The sequence below is a fragment of the Mesorhizobium sp. M0598 genome, from assembly GCF_040320865.1.
Taxonomy (GTDB): Bacteria; Pseudomonadota; Alphaproteobacteria; order Rhizobiales; family Rhizobiaceae; genus Mesorhizobium.
Window position 1 is genome coordinate 320,407 of record NZ_JAMYQL010000002.1, and the last position, 15,066, is coordinate 335,472.

A 15,066-nucleotide genomic window follows, 5' to 3' on the forward strand; every position below is an offset into this window, starting at 1 on the left:
AAGCCTACGCGAGAATTGCCGCATGTCTTCCCACAACGACCACCAGAGAGGCCTTCTGATCACCGCCATCGGCGGGCTGACGCTGACCGTCGACATTCCGCTGATCCGGCTCGCCGACGGCGAGGCGTGGACGATCCTGCTGTTGCGCACCGGCACGACCTTCGTCGCCACGCTTATCATCTGGGCTGTCTGGCGCTCGCTGAGCGCAAAGGCACCGCAGCTTGTGCCGGGCTGGTCAGGGCTCATCGTTGCCGGCCTCTACGGGCTCGGCTCGATCGCCTTCATCACCGGTGTCTACAATACCTCGACAGCAAACCTCGTTTTCATCCTGGCGTTCACAACCATGTTCGCGGCCCTTTTGTCATGGCTGTTCCTGAAGGAGAGGCCACGGCCCCTGACGCTTGCAGCGCTGGCACTGATGATCGTCGGCGTGACGATCATTGTCGGCGATTCCGTTGGAACCGGACATCTCTTCGGCGACCTGATGGCGCTATGCTCGGCTTTCATGATCGCCGCAGCCATCACCATCTCGCGCGCCAGCGGCAAGGATATGGGTTTCACGGCGCTGATCGGAGTGGTCCTGCCGCTGGCCGTCGCCGCCCTGATGGTTTCCAAGGTGGGTTTTCACGTCAACGCGCCATGGTGGATCGTCTTCAACGGTGCCGTCATCATGCCGATCTCGTTCTTCTGCCTCGCCAACGGCCCGAAATACATCTCCGGGCCGGAGGTGGCGATGTTCTACCTGCTTGAAACCGTGCTGGCGCCGGTCTGGGTGTGGATGATCTTCGCCGAAACACCGTCGCGCAACAGCCTGATCGGCGGCGCGATCCTCATCATGACCTTGATCGGCCATTCGCTCTGGCAGTTGCACGAGGGGCGCAAGCGCCGCGCCACGTTCGCCGTCAGTCACCCGGCCTGATTCTTTTTCGCGGCGGCGCGTCCGGCGACAATTTCGATCTGCGGAGGTGCGTCATCGTGCTCCGCCGGTTCGGCGGCAGCGAGCTCATCGGTCAGTTCCACTTCGCGCAGCCATTCGCGCCAGATTGCGACCAGCAGGGCCATCAGCACCGGGCCGATGAACAGGCCGAGAAAGCCCATTGTCTTGACGCCGCCAATCAGGCCGAAAAAGGTTGGCAGGAAGGGCAGCTTTATCGGCCCGCCGACCAGCTTCGGGCGCAATGTCTTGTCGACGATGAAGAGTTCGACCGCGCCCCAGATGAACAGCGCCAGCCCCGCCATCGGCGAGCCGCTGGCGGCGAGATAGATCGACACCAGCGTGAAGGACAGCGGTGCGCCGCCGGGGATCAGCGCCATGATGCCGGTCAGCGCGCCGAGCGTCACCGGCGACGGCACGCCGGCCAACCAGTAAGCGATACCCAGCACCAGCCCTTCGCCGATGGCGATAACGGTCATGCCGGTCACCGTCGAGGAGATCGTCGCAGGCACCACGCGTGAGATCCGTTCCCATCTGGCCGGCAGGATGCGTTCGCCGAGGCGATCGACCTGTCCGGCGAAATGCTCGCCGTCGCGATAGGCGAAGAACAGCGCGATCATCATGAACAGCAGCGTCAGCAAAAGGCCGAAGGCGCTGCCGCCGGCGGCAAGCACGCCGCGATAGATGCTGCCGATATTGGCGCCGCTGATCAGCTGGATCAGTTCGCCGATACCGCCGGGATGGCCAACGTTGACCGTCCATTGTTCATTGAGCCATTCGCCCACCACGGGCATGGTGGCGATCCAGTGCGGCGTCGGCGCACCGTAGCGGTTGGTCTCGATGGCCCAGCTGACCCATTCGCGCACCTCATTGATGGCGTAGGTGCCGGCAAGCGCAATCGGCACCACCAGGAAGGTCAGGATGAACAGGATCGCAAGCGTAGCGGCAATCGTGCGGTTGCCGCCGACGCCGGCGAGCAGCCGCCGATAGAGCGGCCAGCTGGCGAAGGCGATCACCAGGGCGGCAAGGACCGGAAACAGGAAGCCGTGGAAGAAATAAACGCCGGCGGCAACGATCAGCACCAGGAGCCAGCGCGCCGCCGACAGCGGCGGAATGACAGCGGCCCTGAGCGGCGTCGACAGGCCAAACAGGCGCTGCTGCCGCTCCGGCTTCTGTATCCTGACTTCCTTCAAGCGGCTACCTCTCCCTGGCCCATCGTATCGCTTATGCCCTGATATAGTGCAGCAATCGTGACGACATTCCAAATGTTTGGGTGGCGCTGCTAATCTCCCCCCTTGAGGGGGAGATGGCCGGCAGGCCAGAGGGTCGCCGCGCGTGAGACGCCAGTCTCCTCTGTCTGCGATAAGGGTCGCGTCTGGACGTTCCGACCCCCTCTGTCGCCTTCGGCGACATCTCCCCCTCAAGGGGGGAGATTACCGCTTCACCCGAACTTGCCAGTCCTCGGGAAACCCTTCGGCACCATGCGGCCGGCCGAGGCGCGGGCGCCGATCCATTCGGCAAGCTCGTCACGCGATTTGGTGAAGGTGCGGTCTGCCGAATCCTGCCAGGACAGGCCGCTTGCCAGCGTGAAGGTCTTGAGGTCGAGGACGCCGCCATCTTTGTATTTCTGCAGGCGCACGCCCTTGCCGCGCCCCATCTCCGGGATCTCGGCCAGCGGGAATACCAGCATCTTGCGGTTCTCGCCGACAATGGCGAGATGGTCGCCGGCGACGCTCACGCAGCGCTGGGCTTCGTCGGGCGCCTTGACGTTCATCACCTGCTTGCCCTTGCGGGTGTTGGCGACGACTTCTTCTTCCGGCACGATGAAACCGTTGCCGTCATGCGACACCAGCAGCAGCTTGCGCTTGGGATCATGGACGAAGGCGGTGACGATATCCTGGTCGTTGTCCATGTCGACGATGATGCGGATCGGCTCGCCATGGCCACGCCCACCCGGCAGCCGGTCGGCGCCGATCGTGTAGAACTTGCCGCCGGTGGTGAAGACCAGCACCTTGTCGGTCGTCTGGGCGTGGAAGGCGAGCTTGAGGCTGTCGCCTTCCTTGAAGGTCAGGGCCGAATGGTCGGTCAGATGACCTTTCATGGCCCTCAGCCAGCCCTTTTCCGAAACGACCACGGTGACCGGCTCGCGCTCGATCATGGCGTGGGCGATATCGGTCAGGTCATGCTCGGGTGCGTCGGCGAACTCGGTGCGGCGCTTGCCGATCTCGGTGTCGGGCCCGTATTTCTGGCGAACGTTGGCGACTTCCCACTTGATCGTCGCCCACTGCTTGGCGTCGGACGCAAGCAGTGCCTCGATCTGCTTCTTCTCGCCGGTCAGGCCATTGAATTCCTCGCGGATTTCGAATTCCTCGAGCTTGCGCAGCGCCCTCAGCCGCATGTTGAGGATGGCTTCAGCCTGGGTGTCGGTCAGTGACCAGCGCGCCATCATCACCTGCTTGGGCTCGTCCTCCTCGCGGATGATCCTGATCACCTCGTCGATGTTGAGGTAGGCGATCAAATAGCCGGCGAGGATCTCCAGCCGCCTTTCGATCTCGCCGAGGCGGTGCTTGGAGCGGCGGATCAGGACGTCGCGGCGGTGCTCCAGCCATTCCTTGAGCACACCTTTCAGCGACAGCACGTTCGGCACCTTGCCGCGCGACAACACGTTCATGTTGAGCGGAAAGCGGCTTTCGAGCTCGGTCAGCTTGAACAGCGATTCCATCATGATGCCGGGATCGACCGAGCGGCTCTTCGGCACCAGCACGACGCGGATGTCCTCGGCGCTCTCGTCGCGGATATCCTCGAGCAGCGGCAGCTTGCGCGCCATCAAGAGCTCGGCGATCTTTTCGATCAGCCTGGCCTTCTGGACGCCATAGGGGATTTCGGTGACGACTATGTTCCAGGTGCCCCTGCCCTGGTCCTCCTGGCTCCATTTCGCCCTGACGCGAAAGCCGCCGCGACCCGTTTCGTAGGCTTCGAGGATCGAGGCTCGGCTGTCGACGATGATGCCGCCGGTCGGGAAATCCGGACCTTGCACGAAATCCATCAGCTTGGTGACGGGCGCATCCGGATGATCGATCAGGTGAAGCGCGGCATCGCAAAGCTCGGCCGCATTGTGCGGCGGGATCGAGGTCGCCATGCCGACGGCGATGCCGGACGAGCCGTTGGCGAGCAGGTTCGGAAAGGCGCCGGGCAACACGGCCGGCTCCTCGTCTTCCTCGTTGTAGGTCGGGCGGAAATCGACGGCGTCCTCGGTGATGCCTTCCAGCAGCAGCGTCGACACTTCGGTCATGCGCGCTTCGGTGTAGCGCATGGCGGCGGCGTTATCGCCGTCGATATTGCCGAAATTGCCCTGCCCGTCGACCAGCGGGTAGCGCATCGAAAAATCCTGCGCCAACCGCACCAACGCGTCGTAGATCGACTGGTCGCCATGCGGATGGAATTTGCCCATCACCTCGCCGACAATGCGGGCGCATTTGGCAAAGCCCTGGTCGGGGTTAAGCCGCAACAGGCGCATGGCATGCATGATGCGACGATGCACCGGCTTCAGCCCGTCGCGCACGTCCGGCAGCGCCCGGTGCATGATGGTCGACAGCGCGTAGGCGAGATAGCGCTCTTCCAGCGCCTTCTTCAGATCGACCGGCTCGATATTGTCGCCGCCGCCAGTTTCAGGCGGCAAAAGCCTTTTTCCCATGGGCTGGCACTAGCCGAGCGGGTGATTCGCGGCAAGAGGCACCGGTATGCATCCCCCTAAAGCGAGTCGCATTCGACCGGCCCCATGCGACGCTTTAGGTCCTTGTTTTGATACATGCCGTTATCGCAAAACCCGCTGCACACTTTTGCGCGACATCCATTATGCAACAGGAATTGGAATCGTCACGACGCCGGCCAACATCAACCCGTTACATCCTGTTTCTATCGCAAGCCTGATGGATCGGGTTTGCCTTTGGCCGCGATTTTCGACCATTGTGCCGAGGCCCGCCATTTTCCGGTCCAGTTCGTCACCGAATGGTGACGACGCGACGATTTGAAAAGAATTTCAGGACACTCTCAGGGGAGCTCTCGATGACGATCAGACACTCGACATTTATTAAAAGACTGGCTTTTTCGACCTTTTTGCTGACGCTGCCGCTGAATGCGGCGTTCGCGCAGGATACCGCGGTCGCCGACCGGCTGAAGGCTGCCCTCGCCGCGCAGGGTGTCGACCTCTCCTGGACCGGAGTAGCCGGCGACACCTCCAGCATGGTTCTGCAAGGCGTGGCGGTCAAACCGGCGGCCGAAAAGGAGGCGCTCAAGATCGGCGACGTCAAGCTCGAAGGTGTGACCGAAGCCAATGGCGGCTATCAAATCGCGACCGTATCGACGTCGCCGTTCGAACACAGCGAAGATGGCGTCACGCTCAATCTCAGCCCCTTCGTCATCCACGACATGACGGTTCCGGCCGAAGGCGCAACCGGTCCGCTGGGCTCGCTGATGATGTACAAATCGGCCGAGCTCGACAACATGACAGTCAAAGTGGCTGACAAAACTGCTTTCTCGATGGACGGGCTTGCCATCGCAATCACGCCGCCGGCCGACGGCAAGGCCATGGCGTTTTCCGGCACTACGGAAAAATTCGCTGCCGACCTGACCCTGGTCGAAGATCCGAAGTCCAAGGAAGTCATCAACGCGCTCGGCTACCAGAACATATCAGGCAATCTTGAGATGGAAGGCACCTGGCAGCCTACCGACGGCAGGATGGACTTGTCGAAATACGAAATATCGGTCGACAATGCTGGCACGCTCGGCATGACCTTCGATCTCGGCGGCTACACGCTGGACGTCATCAAATCACTGCAGGAGATGCAGAAGAAGATGGCAGCGCAGCCCGAAGGCGCGGACAATTCGGCGCAAGGCATGGCCATGCTCGGGCTGCTGCAGCAGCTTTCGTTCAACAGCGCCTCGATCCGCTTCGACGACGATTCGCTGACCAAAAAGGTGCTCGATTATGCCGGCAAGCAGCAAGGCATGTCCGGCAAGGACATCGCCAACCAGGCCAAGGCGATCGTGCCCTTCGGCATGGCGCAGCTCAACAATCCGGAACTGACCGCGCAGGTTTCGGCCGCGGTCAACAAATTCCTCGACGACCCGCAAAGCATCGAGGTCTCGGCCGAGCCGCCGGCAGCGGTGCCGTTCGCGCTGATCATGGCGGGCGCCATGTCCAACCCGCTCGACCTGCCGAAAACGCTTGGCGTGACGGTTACAGCAAACGAAGACTGATCGAGACAGGCTTCAAGCAAAAAGCCCGGCAGCGATGCCGGGCTTCTTTATGAATCAACAGCACCGGTTCGGAGCGTTTTCTAATCCTCTTTCTTCGTCGCCACCACGCGCAGCGACAATTCGCGAAGCTGCTGCGGGCTGGCTTCCGACGGCGCGTTCATCAACAGGTCGTAGGCCTGCTGGTTCATCGGAAACATGGTCACTTCGCGCAGGTTCCTGGCGCCGACCAGAAGCATGACGACGCGGTCGATGCCGGCTGCCATGCCGCCATGCGGCGGCGCGCCATACTGGAAGGCGCGATAAAGGCCGCCGAAGCGCTCTTCGATGGTCGCGCGGTCCAGCCCGACGGTTTCGAAGGCCTTGACCATGGTTTCGGGCAGATGGTTGCGGATGCCGCCGGAGGCGATCTCGAAACCGTTACAGACCATGTCGTACTGGAACGCCTTGATGCCGAGCAGATCCTCGCCGTTAAGCGCATCGATGCCGCCTTGCGGCATCGAGAAAGGATTGTGCGCGAAATCGATCTTCTTCTCGTCCTCGTTCCATTCGAAGAACGGGAAGTCGACGATCCAGCACAATTCGAAGCGGTCGCGGTCGACAAGATTGAGCTCCTCGCCGGCGCGGGTGCGCGCCGCTCCCGCGAAGGAGACGAACTTCTTCGGATCGCCGGCGACGAAGAAGGCGGCATCGCCATCGGCAAGGCCGAGTTGTTGTCGGATCGCGTCGGTGCGCTCCTCGCCGATGTTCTTGGCCAGCGGCCCGGCGCCTTCAAGCTTCTCGCCCTCCTTGCGCCAGAAGATGTAGCCGAGGCCGGGCTGGCCCTCGCCTTGCGCCCATGAGTTCATGCGGTCGCAGAAGGCGCGAGACCCGCCGGTCTTGGCCGGAATGGCCCAGACCTCGGCCTTCGGATCGTTGGCAAGGATGTTGGCAAATACCTTGAAGCCAGAGTCGCGAAAATGATCCGAGACGGCCTGCATCTCGATCGGGTTGCGCAGGTCCGGCTTGTCGGTGCCGTATTTGCGCATGGCGACATCATAGGCGATGCGCGGAAACTTCTCCGTCACCGGCTTGCCGGCGGCAAAGGTCTCGAACACCCCCCGCATCACCGGCTCCATGGTGGTGAACACATCCTCCTGCTCGACGAAGCTCATCTCAACGTCGAGCTGGTAGAATTCACCCGGCAGACGGTCGGCGCGCGGGTCCTCGTCGCGGAAGCAGGGGGCAATCTGGAAGTAGCGGTCGAAGCCGGACACCATGATCAGCTGCTTATATATCTGCGGTGCCTGCGGCAGCGCATAGAAAGTGCCGGGGTGGATGCGCGACGGCACCAGAAAGTCGCGCGCCCCTTCCGGCGACGAGGCGGTGAGGATCGGCGTCGAGAATTCCGTGAAGCCGACCTCGCCCATCAGCTTGCGCATCTCGGCGATGATTTTGGTGCGCGCGACGATGTTCTTGTGCAGCGTATCGCGGCGCAGGTCGAGGAAGCGGTATTTGAGGCGGATGTCCTCCGGGTAATCCGGCTCGCCGAAGACCGGCAGGGGCAATTCCCTGGCCGCCGACAGTACCTCGATCTCGCGCGCGAAGATTTCGATCTCGCCGGTCGGCAAATTAGGGTTCACGGTGTCGGCAAGGCGCGCCTTGACCTCGCCGTCGACGCGGACGACCCATTCGCCGCGCAGGGTCTCGGCAATCTTGAAGGCGGGCGAATCCGGATCGGCGACGATCTGCGTCAGGCCGTAATGGTCGCGCAAATCGATGAACAGCAGGCCGCCATGGTCGCGTACGCGATGCACCCAGCCCGACAGGCGAACGGTCGAGCCGACGTCGAGCTTCCTCAATTGGGCACAGGTATGGCTGCGGTAACGATGCATTGTCATTCTTAAAGTCCGGATGTTGGGTTGCGGCCAAGGCATGATGGCCCAGCCTGAAAATTTTCGCGAAAAGCACATGGGAGGGTGCATTTGTCAAGGCAAGCGGCGGCTGGGTCGAGTTCGCGTTCTTCCCGCCCTATCCCACCGGCATCAATTCATGCTCGAGGCGTCAATCTGAGTTCGCTGGTCTGTGCCGGCAGTTCAACTATGCACTCACCCCTTCACCCCGCCCGCGGTGAGGCCGGAGATGATCTTGCGTTGGAAGATCAGGACAAGGATGACGAGCGGCACGGTGACGATCACCGATGCGGCCATGATGTTGCCCCACGGGATCTCGAACTGCGAGCTGCCGGAGAGCAGCGCGATCGCGACCGGCACGGTTCGCTGCTCGTTGCTGGAAGTAAACGTCAGGGCGAACAGGAACTCGTTCCACGCACCGATGAAGGCGAGTAGCCCGGTGGTCGCCAGCGCCGGCCACATGAGCGGCAGGAAGACGCGGCTGATGATGATCCAGGGCGTGGCGCCATCGAGGATCGCCGCTTCCTCCAGTTCGATCGGCAGGTCGCGAACGAAGGCGTTGAGCACCCAGACGGTGAACGGCAAGGTGAAGATCATGTAGGACAAGATCAGCGCGAACGGCGAATTGTAGAAGCCGAAGGTGCGGATCAGCTCGAAAAGACCGGCAAGCACCGCCAATTGCGGGAACATCGAAACGGACAGGATAGTGAGGAGCAGAGCCGAGCGGCCGCGGAAGCGGATGCGCGCCAGCGCATAGGCAGCGGTGACGCCCAGGAACAGCGAAATGACGACAACGGCGCTCGAGATGAACAGCGAGTTCACGAGGTTGCGCAGGAAGGTCCCCTCGGTGAACACGGTCCTGTAGTTGCTGAAGGTAATCGTCGTCGGCCAATAGTCGATCTGGAAGAGCGCCGTCCCCGATTTCAGGCTGGTGATGATGGCGTAGTAGAACGGGAACACCGCGACGACGACGATAACGGCGACGAGGAGGTAGAAAGCCGTGCGCTTGACGATCCACATGGTCAGTAGTCCCCCATGATCAATAGTCCTTGTCCAGTCTTATCCGGCCGAGCCAAAGAACGAGCATGGTCAGCAGAGCGAGGATAAGGAAGAGAAGCGTCGAGGCGGCGGAACCGGAAGCGAACTTGTCGAACTCAAACAGGCTCTCGCGGGCAAACACCGACATCGACTTGGTGTGTATGTTGTTTGGCGTAAGCACGTAGATCAGATCGAAGATGCGCAGGGCATCGAGACCGCGAAAGATCACGGCCACCATCAACGCCGGTCGGATGAGCGGCAAGGTGATCTTCCAGAAAATTCTCCACGCGCCGACGCCGTCGAGCTTGGCGACCTCGTAGATTTCTTGTGGAAGCATCTGGAGGCCGGCGAGAATGAGAAGCGCCATGAAGGGGGTCGCCTTCCAGATGTCGACGACAAGGACGGCGACCATCGCCGTGTCGGCGCTGGCCGTCCAGGCGATCTTGGTGCTGATCAGGCCGAGCTTGAGCAGGACGTCGTTGATGATGCCGAACTGGTCGTTGAGCATCCACTGCCACATTTTCGCCGAGACGATCGTCGGGATCGCCCAAGGGATGAGGATCGCGGCGCGCACGATGCCGCGGCCGCGAAACTTGGCGTTGAGCACCAGCGCGACGATCATGCCGAGCACCGTCTCGCAGGTCACCGAAATCACCGCGAAGCGCACCGTGTTCCAGACGGCGCGCCACCAGACCGGATCGGCGAGGAGCCCGTCATAGACGACGCGGCCGCTCGGCATTTGCACGACGGAGAAATAGTTGGCGAAGCCAACCCAGCGGCGGGCTTCGAGGTCGGCGAGCGAGGCATCGGTGAAGCCGAAATAGATCGTGCGCATCAACGGCCAAGCGGCAACGGCGGCGAGCACGATGAGCATCGGGGCAAGCAGCAGCCATGCCGAGCGCGTACGCTGACGCGCCAGCAGCGAGCCTGAGCGCGGCGAGGTCACCAGGCGGTGCCTTTGAGCCTGGTCAAGGAGAACTCCAGATCGGCAAGGTTGTCGGCGGCTGTGCCCTCGCCGGAAATGGTGTTGTGGACGGCGGTCCAGAACTCGCTCGATGCCTCATTGTACCTGGTCTTGGCCTGGGCCGAGGGACGCGGCACCGCGTTGAGGACGACTTCCTTCCAGCGCGGAATGACCGGCTGCGCGCCGGCGATGTCGGCATCGTCATAGAGTGCCTGGATGGTCGGCAGATATGCCCCCTTCAAGGCGCGGTACTTCTGCATCTGAGGCGAGGCGATCCATTTGACCAGCTCGATCGCTGCATCCGGGTTCTTCGAATATTTGGAAACCGCGAGATTCCAGCCGCCAAGCGTTGCTGCCGGGCGCGCGCCCTCACCCGACCCCGGCGGCAGCGTGGTCACCTTGAACTTGCCTTTGATGGGGGAGCTTTCGCTGTTGCCAAGCGCGTAGGCGTAGGGCCAGTTGCGCATGAAGACGGCGTTGCCGGTCTGCCAGACGCCGCGCGACTCTTCTTCCTGGTAGGCCAGAACGCCGGGCGGCGAGATGGTTCCCACCCAGCTCCTCGCCATTTCCAGCGCCGCAGCTGCTTGCGGATTGTTGATGGAGATCGTGCCGTCCGGCTCGATAATCTGGCCGCCGCCGTTCGACTTCACCCATTCGAGTGCATCGCAGGTCAGCCCCTCATAGGCGTTGCCCTGGAAAACGAAACCCCACATGTCCTTGTTGCCGGCCGCGCGCTCCTTGTCCATGACAAGCTTGGCGGTATCGGCAAGTTCAGCCCAGCTGGCCGGGACCCTGGCGCCGTATTTGTCGAGGAGATCCTTGCGGTAGTAGAGCGCCGGAGCGTCGGTGAATATCGGCAAGGCGACGAGCTTGCCGTCCACGGTCTGCGATTTGATGATCGATGGGAAATGGGCGCCAACGACATCCTTAGTCGCTTCGGTCAGGTCGATGAACTGCCTTGCAAGCTGGGGGGCCCAGATGATGTCCGTTTGATAGACGTCGACGTCGCTGCTTCCGGCGGCAAGCCAGAGCCGGTATTGGCCAAACTGGTCCGTCGCCGAGGGAGGCAGCGGAACGACGCTAACCTTGTTGCCGGTCTTCTTCTCGTATTGATCGAGGATCTCGCGAAGGATTCTCTGGCCGTTGCCGGTATCGCCGGACACCATGGCGAGGTCGACAGCCCGCGCCGGCCCGGCCGCCAGAACTGCGGCCACGGCAAATGCCGCAAATGCGGAATGAAATTTCATGATGGCGGACCTCCCTTTAGAGCTTCAGGCCGGGCAGCAGAAACGACGTCGATGCCTGACACCGTCTCCGCACACCGGCAGCTCACAAGACGCGTATTCGCCCACCAGCACTGAACTACAAAGATACGCCTTGGTTCCCAACACGGAAGGTCCGGCGCCACGCGGCAGCCCCCGGCTGGCCCCAACGCCGCCGGGAATTGCCGCTGGCATTGGCGAAGGCGATGGTTCAAGAAGGGATCAACGACAGGCTTTCCTTCATGTCTTCCATCCGCCCGCTGATCCCCCTCCTGATCGCCGCCGGCATCCTGCTCGGCGGCAACGGCCTGCAGAGCACGTTGATTGCGCTGCGTGGTGCGCAGGAAGGTTTTCCCGCTTCCTCGATCGGCCTGATGGGCACGTTCTATTTCGCCGGCTTGCTGCTCGGCTGCCTTGCCGTGACCCGCATCATGAAGTCCGTCGGCCATGTGCGCGCCTTTTCGGCACTCGCGGCGATCGCCTCGGCGGGAACGCTGCTTCTGGTGCTGGTCATCGATCCGGTGATGTGGTGCGCCGTGCGCTTTGCCGGCGGGTTCTGCTTTGCCGGCCTGTTCACCATCATGGAAGCCTGGCTGAATTCCGGCGTCACCAACACCGACCGGGCGCGGGTGCTTGCCATCTACCGGATGGTCGACATCGGCTCGGTGACGGGCGCCCAGTTCCTGATCCCGATCTTTGGTGCCGGCGGCTTTGCCATCTTCGCCATCATGTCGATGATGATCACCGTTTCGCTGGTGCCGGTTTCGCTTGGCGACCGCTCCAATCCGACGCCGCCGGAAGACGTCAAGCTCGATTTGGCGCGCGTCTGGCGGATCTCGCCGCTCGGCTGCTTCGGCTGTATCGCCGTCGGCGTCACAAACAGCGCCTTCCGCACCCTGTCGCCGGTCTATGCCGAGCAGATCGGCATGTCGGTCGCCGACGTCGTCACCTTCGTCAGCGTCGGCATTTTCGGCGGCGCCATCATCCAATACCCGCTTGGCTATCTCTCCGACCGCTGGGACCGGCGCTCGGTGCTGCTGATGACGACGTGCTGTGCGATGGTGGCGGCACTGGCGCTGGCATTCGTGGCAGGCGGCAGCCCGTTTCTCAACTTCCTGCTCGTCTTCATCTTCGGCTGCTTCGCCATGCCGCTCTATTCGTTGTCAGCGGCGCATTCCAACGACCGCGCCGACAAGGGCGAGTTCGTGCTGATCAACGCTGCCTTGATGCTGTTTTATTCCTTCGGCGCCATCGGCGGGCCGTTCGCAGCCTCGACGGTGATGCAATTTTTCGGGCCGAGCGCGCTGTTCGTGTTCAGCGCCACCGTCTATGCGATCTTCGTGGCCGTCATCCTTTACCGGATGCAGGCGCGCTCCGCCGTCCCGGCCACCCATCGCAGCCGTTTTACGGCGCTGTTGCGCACTTCGACGGTTTTTGCCCGGTTGGCGAAGCGGAATGCCGATCCCGATGAACCCGCAAAGCCTGGATAGAGGTGCTTGCGCTTGACGAAAGCGCGCGCGGCTGAAATTGAAAGAGACCCTATCCCTTGCCAAAAGCGATTTGATGCACGTCATCACCACCCAGAAAGAACTCGAGACCGCTATTGCCGCTTTCGAAAAGGCGGAATTCGTCACCGTCGATACCGAATTCATTCGCGAAACGACCTTCTGGCCGATCCTGTGCCTGATCCAGATGGCAGCGCCCGGGGTGACCGCGCTGATCGATCCGCTGTCGCCCGACATCGACCTGAAACCGTTCTTCAGGCTGATGGCCAACGAGGCGATCGTCAAAGTCTTCCATGCGGCGCGCCAGGACATCGAAATCATCGTGCATCTCGGCGATCTGGTGCCGCATCCGGTGTTCGACACCCAGGTCGCGGCAATGGTCTGCGGCTTCGGCGACAGCGTCTCCTACGACCAGCTGGTGCAGCGCATCACCGGAGCGCGGCTCGATAAGTCCTCGCGCTTTACCGACTGGCGCCACCGTCCGCTGTCCGAAAAGCAGCTCGACTACGCGCTCGCCGACGTCACCCACCTGATCGAGGTCTACAAGCATCTCAGCGCCGAGTTGGTGCGGGAAAACCGCGCCCACTGGCTGAACGAGGAGATGGACGTGCTGACCTCGCGCGAGACCTATGATCCGCATCCCGAGGATGCCTGGAAGCGGCTCAAGATGCGGCTGCGCAAGCCGCAGGAACTGGCGATCGTGCAGGCGGTGGCCGCCTGGCGCGAACGCGAAGCGCGCGAGCGCGACGTGCCGCGCGGCCGGGTGCTCAAGGACGATGCGATCTACGAAGTGGCGCAGCAGGCGCCGCGCGACGCTGCGGCGCTGAGCAAGCTGCGTACCACGCCGAAGGGCTGGGAGCGCTCGTCGACGGCGACGGCACTGCTTGGCGCGGTAAACGCTGCCCTTGCCCTGCCCAGGGAAGAGATGCCGAAGCTGCCGAAGAGCTTCCAGCCGCCGGAGGGGTCGAGCGCTGCGGCGGAGTTGCTGAAGGTGCTGCTGCGGATCGTTGCCGAAAAGGAGGGCGTCGCATCCAAGGTACTCGCCTCCAGTGACGACATCGACCGCATCGCTGCCGAGGGCGAGGAAGCCGACGTGCCGGCATTGCAAGGCTGGCGGCGCGCCGTCTTCGGCGAGGCCGCGCTCAAGCTGGTGCGCGGTGAACTCGCCATCAGGTTCGACAAGCGCAAGATCGCTGTGTTCGATTTGTAGCCTTGAGCTTGCTCAGACCAAGCCGAGCAGATGCAGCGCTAGCCATATCCATCCAAGTGCAAGAACTACCGCGCCCAGGTAGAATGCCCTGCTGCGCAGGATCAGCTGATTGCTGGTCAAGTGGACCGATGCGTGAAGATAGCGGGAGACGACAAAGATCCACATCAGTGCCAAGGTCAGATAATTGACGCCATTAGTCACGTGCAGCGTCAAGCATAAGACGTAGAAAAGCACCGGCAGTTCGAACTGGTTGCTCAGATTGTTGGCGACGGTGACGCTGGAACCAGGCTCCGTCGAGCGCGTCTTGAACTGGCCGGCCTTGGCTTCGCCCGATCTGACCGCACCATGGCGGCGCCGGCCCATAACGACGTAGACGATATAGACCAGCAGCACCTGCGCCAGCATCGGCCAGAAGATCGCGGTCTGGTTCAAGATGCCCCCTGTCTTTGTCACCCAGCCTTCAAGACCGTTTCTGAGCCATCAGAGTGAAAGCCGCAGTGACGGTCACTGGTATCGCCAGCAGGGCGAATTTGGTGACGATCAGCGCCGAAGCGAAGGATAGCGAATCCGGATTAGCCGACAGAAAATCGGACAAAAGACGAGCCACGGCGATATTCTGGGCATAGTCGGTAAGCAGGTAGGGCAGCACCAGCACAACCGCGAATATCGACTGGGTTTGCGCAGGCAGTGCACGGAAATTCTTCAGCCGCCGGCCCGTGGCCAGGATCAGGCTGACCATCGTCAGCGACAGCAGCGCCGGAAACAGCAGGTCGAAGGTCAGGTAATGCCAGACGAGAATAATTTCGCTGCCGCGCCGGCCGAGGGCTGTTAGCCAGGCCATGCCCTCATCCGGGGTAAAACCGGTATAGCGCATGTCGAGCGACGGCAGACCGCCGCTCAATTGGCGAAAATAGAGGAACTCCATTGCCGTCATGATGATGAAAACCGCCACGGTGGCGACACAGAGTGCGGCCGCGTGGCGCGACAGCCGCAGGATCATTGCCG

Annotated in this window: 12 protein-coding genes; 4 read left to right on the forward strand and 8 right to left on the reverse strand. The window is 62.2% G+C overall.

The genetic code is table 11. The features are described from left to right. The first annotated feature begins 22 nt into the window (after positions 1 to 22). Positions 23 to 919, forward strand: a complete 897-nt coding sequence (locus NKI59_RS04705; RefSeq protein WP_352702637.1) for a DMT family transporter — start codon at positions 23 to 25, stop codon at positions 917 to 919. Here NKI59_RS04705 and NKI59_RS04710 read toward each other — a convergent pair. Further along, positions 907 to 2,127, reverse strand: a complete 1,221-nt coding sequence (locus tag NKI59_RS04710) for an AI-2E family transporter (RefSeq protein WP_352702639.1) — start codon at positions 2,125 to 2,127, stop codon at positions 907 to 909. The two genes, NKI59_RS04705 and NKI59_RS04710, sit on opposite strands and share 13 nt — an antisense overlap. A gap of 248 nt (positions 2,128 to 2,375) precedes the next feature. After that, a complete protein-coding gene (gene parC, locus NKI59_RS04715; protein WP_352449279.1) occupies positions 2,376 to 4,628 on the reverse strand; it encodes a DNA topoisomerase IV subunit A in 2,253 nt (750 codons plus the stop codon). Positions 4,629 to 4,999: 371 nt separating this feature from the next. Between parC and NKI59_RS04720 the strand changes: the two genes are divergently transcribed. Continuing rightward, on the forward strand, positions 5,000 to 6,193 hold the full coding sequence (locus NKI59_RS04720) for an aq_1923 C-terminal domain (protein WP_352702641.1): 1,194 nt from the start codon (positions 5,000 to 5,002) through the stop codon (positions 6,191 to 6,193). A gap of 80 nt (positions 6,194 to 6,273) precedes the next feature. Here the strand turns inward: NKI59_RS04720 and aspS are convergent, their stop codons facing one another. The 4 genes from aspS to NKI59_RS04740 all read right to left on the reverse strand — a co-directional run bounded on the left by aspS (position 6,274) and on the right by NKI59_RS04740 (position 11,331). Then, on the reverse strand, positions 6,274 to 8,064 hold the full coding sequence (gene aspS / locus NKI59_RS04725; protein ID WP_352702732.1) for an aspartate--tRNA ligase: 1,791 nt from the start codon (positions 8,062 to 8,064) through the stop codon (positions 6,274 to 6,276). A 213-nt stretch (positions 8,065 to 8,277) separates the two neighbouring features. Then, positions 8,278 to 9,102 carry a carbohydrate ABC transporter permease gene (locus NKI59_RS04730; RefSeq protein WP_352702644.1) on the reverse strand — a complete coding sequence of 275 codons (825 nt, stop codon included), beginning with the start codon at positions 9,100 to 9,102 and terminating at the stop codon, positions 8,278 to 8,280. A 19-nt stretch (positions 9,103 to 9,121) separates the two neighbouring features. Further along, a complete protein-coding gene (locus tag NKI59_RS04735) occupies positions 9,122 to 9,994 on the reverse strand; it encodes a carbohydrate ABC transporter permease (RefSeq protein WP_352702734.1) in 873 nt (290 codons plus the stop codon). A gap of 68 nt (positions 9,995 to 10,062) precedes the next feature. Next, positions 10,063 to 11,331, reverse strand: a complete 1,269-nt coding sequence (locus tag NKI59_RS04740; RefSeq protein ID WP_352702646.1) for an ABC transporter substrate-binding protein — start codon at positions 11,329 to 11,331, stop codon at positions 10,063 to 10,065. A 257-nt stretch (positions 11,332 to 11,588) separates the two neighbouring features. Here NKI59_RS04740 and NKI59_RS04745 point away from each other — a divergent pair, with 257 nt between their 5' ends. Together NKI59_RS04745 and rnd are read left to right on the forward strand one after the other, a co-directional pair. Continuing rightward, positions 11,589 to 12,836, forward strand: coding sequence for an MFS transporter (locus tag NKI59_RS04745; RefSeq protein WP_352702736.1), 1,248 nt, complete (start codon positions 11,589 to 11,591; stop codon positions 12,834 to 12,836). Between the two features lie 73 nt (positions 12,837 to 12,909). Continuing rightward, on the forward strand, positions 12,910 to 14,061 hold the full coding sequence (gene rnd / locus NKI59_RS04750; protein ID WP_023674454.1) for a ribonuclease D: 1,152 nt from the start codon (positions 12,910 to 12,912) through the stop codon (positions 14,059 to 14,061). A gap of 12 nt (positions 14,062 to 14,073) precedes the next feature. Here the strand turns inward: rnd and NKI59_RS04755 are convergent, their stop codons facing one another. Both NKI59_RS04755 and NKI59_RS04760 read right to left on the reverse strand, forming a co-directional pair. Further along, entirely contained in the window at positions 14,074 to 14,493 is a 420-nt protein-coding gene (locus NKI59_RS04755; protein ID WP_352681671.1) for an MAPEG family protein, read from the reverse strand. 28 nt (positions 14,494 to 14,521) lie between these two features. Then, a complete protein-coding gene (locus NKI59_RS04760; RefSeq protein WP_352681714.1) occupies positions 14,522 to 15,061 on the reverse strand; it encodes a hypothetical protein in 540 nt (179 codons plus the stop codon). Positions 15,062 to 15,066: the final 5 nt, after the last annotated feature.

What these genes read in the sequence shown, in the direction of transcription:
- NKI59_RS04760 (WP_352681714.1), bottom strand. Translation starts at nt 15,061, where the DNA reads ATGATCCTGCGGCTGTCGCGCCACGCGGCCGCACTCTGTGTCGCCACC.
- aspS (WP_352702732.1), bottom strand. Translation starts at nt 8,064, where the DNA reads ATGCATCGTTACCGCAGCCATACCTGTGCCCAATTGAGGAAGCTCGAC.
- NKI59_RS04705 (WP_352702637.1), top strand. Translation starts at nt 23, where the DNA reads ATGTCTTCCCACAACGACCACCAGAGAGGCCTTCTGATCACCGCCATC.
- parC (WP_352449279.1), bottom strand. Translation starts at nt 4,628, where the DNA reads ATGGGAAAAAGGCTTTTGCCGCCTGAAACTGGCGGCGGCGACAATATC.
- NKI59_RS04735 (WP_352702734.1), bottom strand. Translation starts at nt 9,994, where the DNA reads ATGCTCATCGTGCTCGCCGCCGTTGCCGCTTGGCCGTTGATGCGCACG.
- rnd (WP_023674454.1), top strand. Translation starts at nt 12,910, where the DNA reads ATGCACGTCATCACCACCCAGAAAGAACTCGAGACCGCTATTGCCGCT.
- NKI59_RS04745 (WP_352702736.1), top strand. Translation starts at nt 11,589, where the DNA reads ATGTCTTCCATCCGCCCGCTGATCCCCCTCCTGATCGCCGCCGGCATC.
- NKI59_RS04740 (WP_352702646.1), bottom strand. Translation starts at nt 11,331, where the DNA reads ATGAAATTTCATTCCGCATTTGCGGCATTTGCCGTGGCCGCAGTTCTG.
- NKI59_RS04730 (WP_352702644.1), bottom strand. Translation starts at nt 9,102, where the DNA reads ATGTGGATCGTCAAGCGCACGGCTTTCTACCTCCTCGTCGCCGTTATC.
- NKI59_RS04720 (WP_352702641.1), top strand. Translation starts at nt 5,000, where the DNA reads ATGACGATCAGACACTCGACATTTATTAAAAGACTGGCTTTTTCGACC.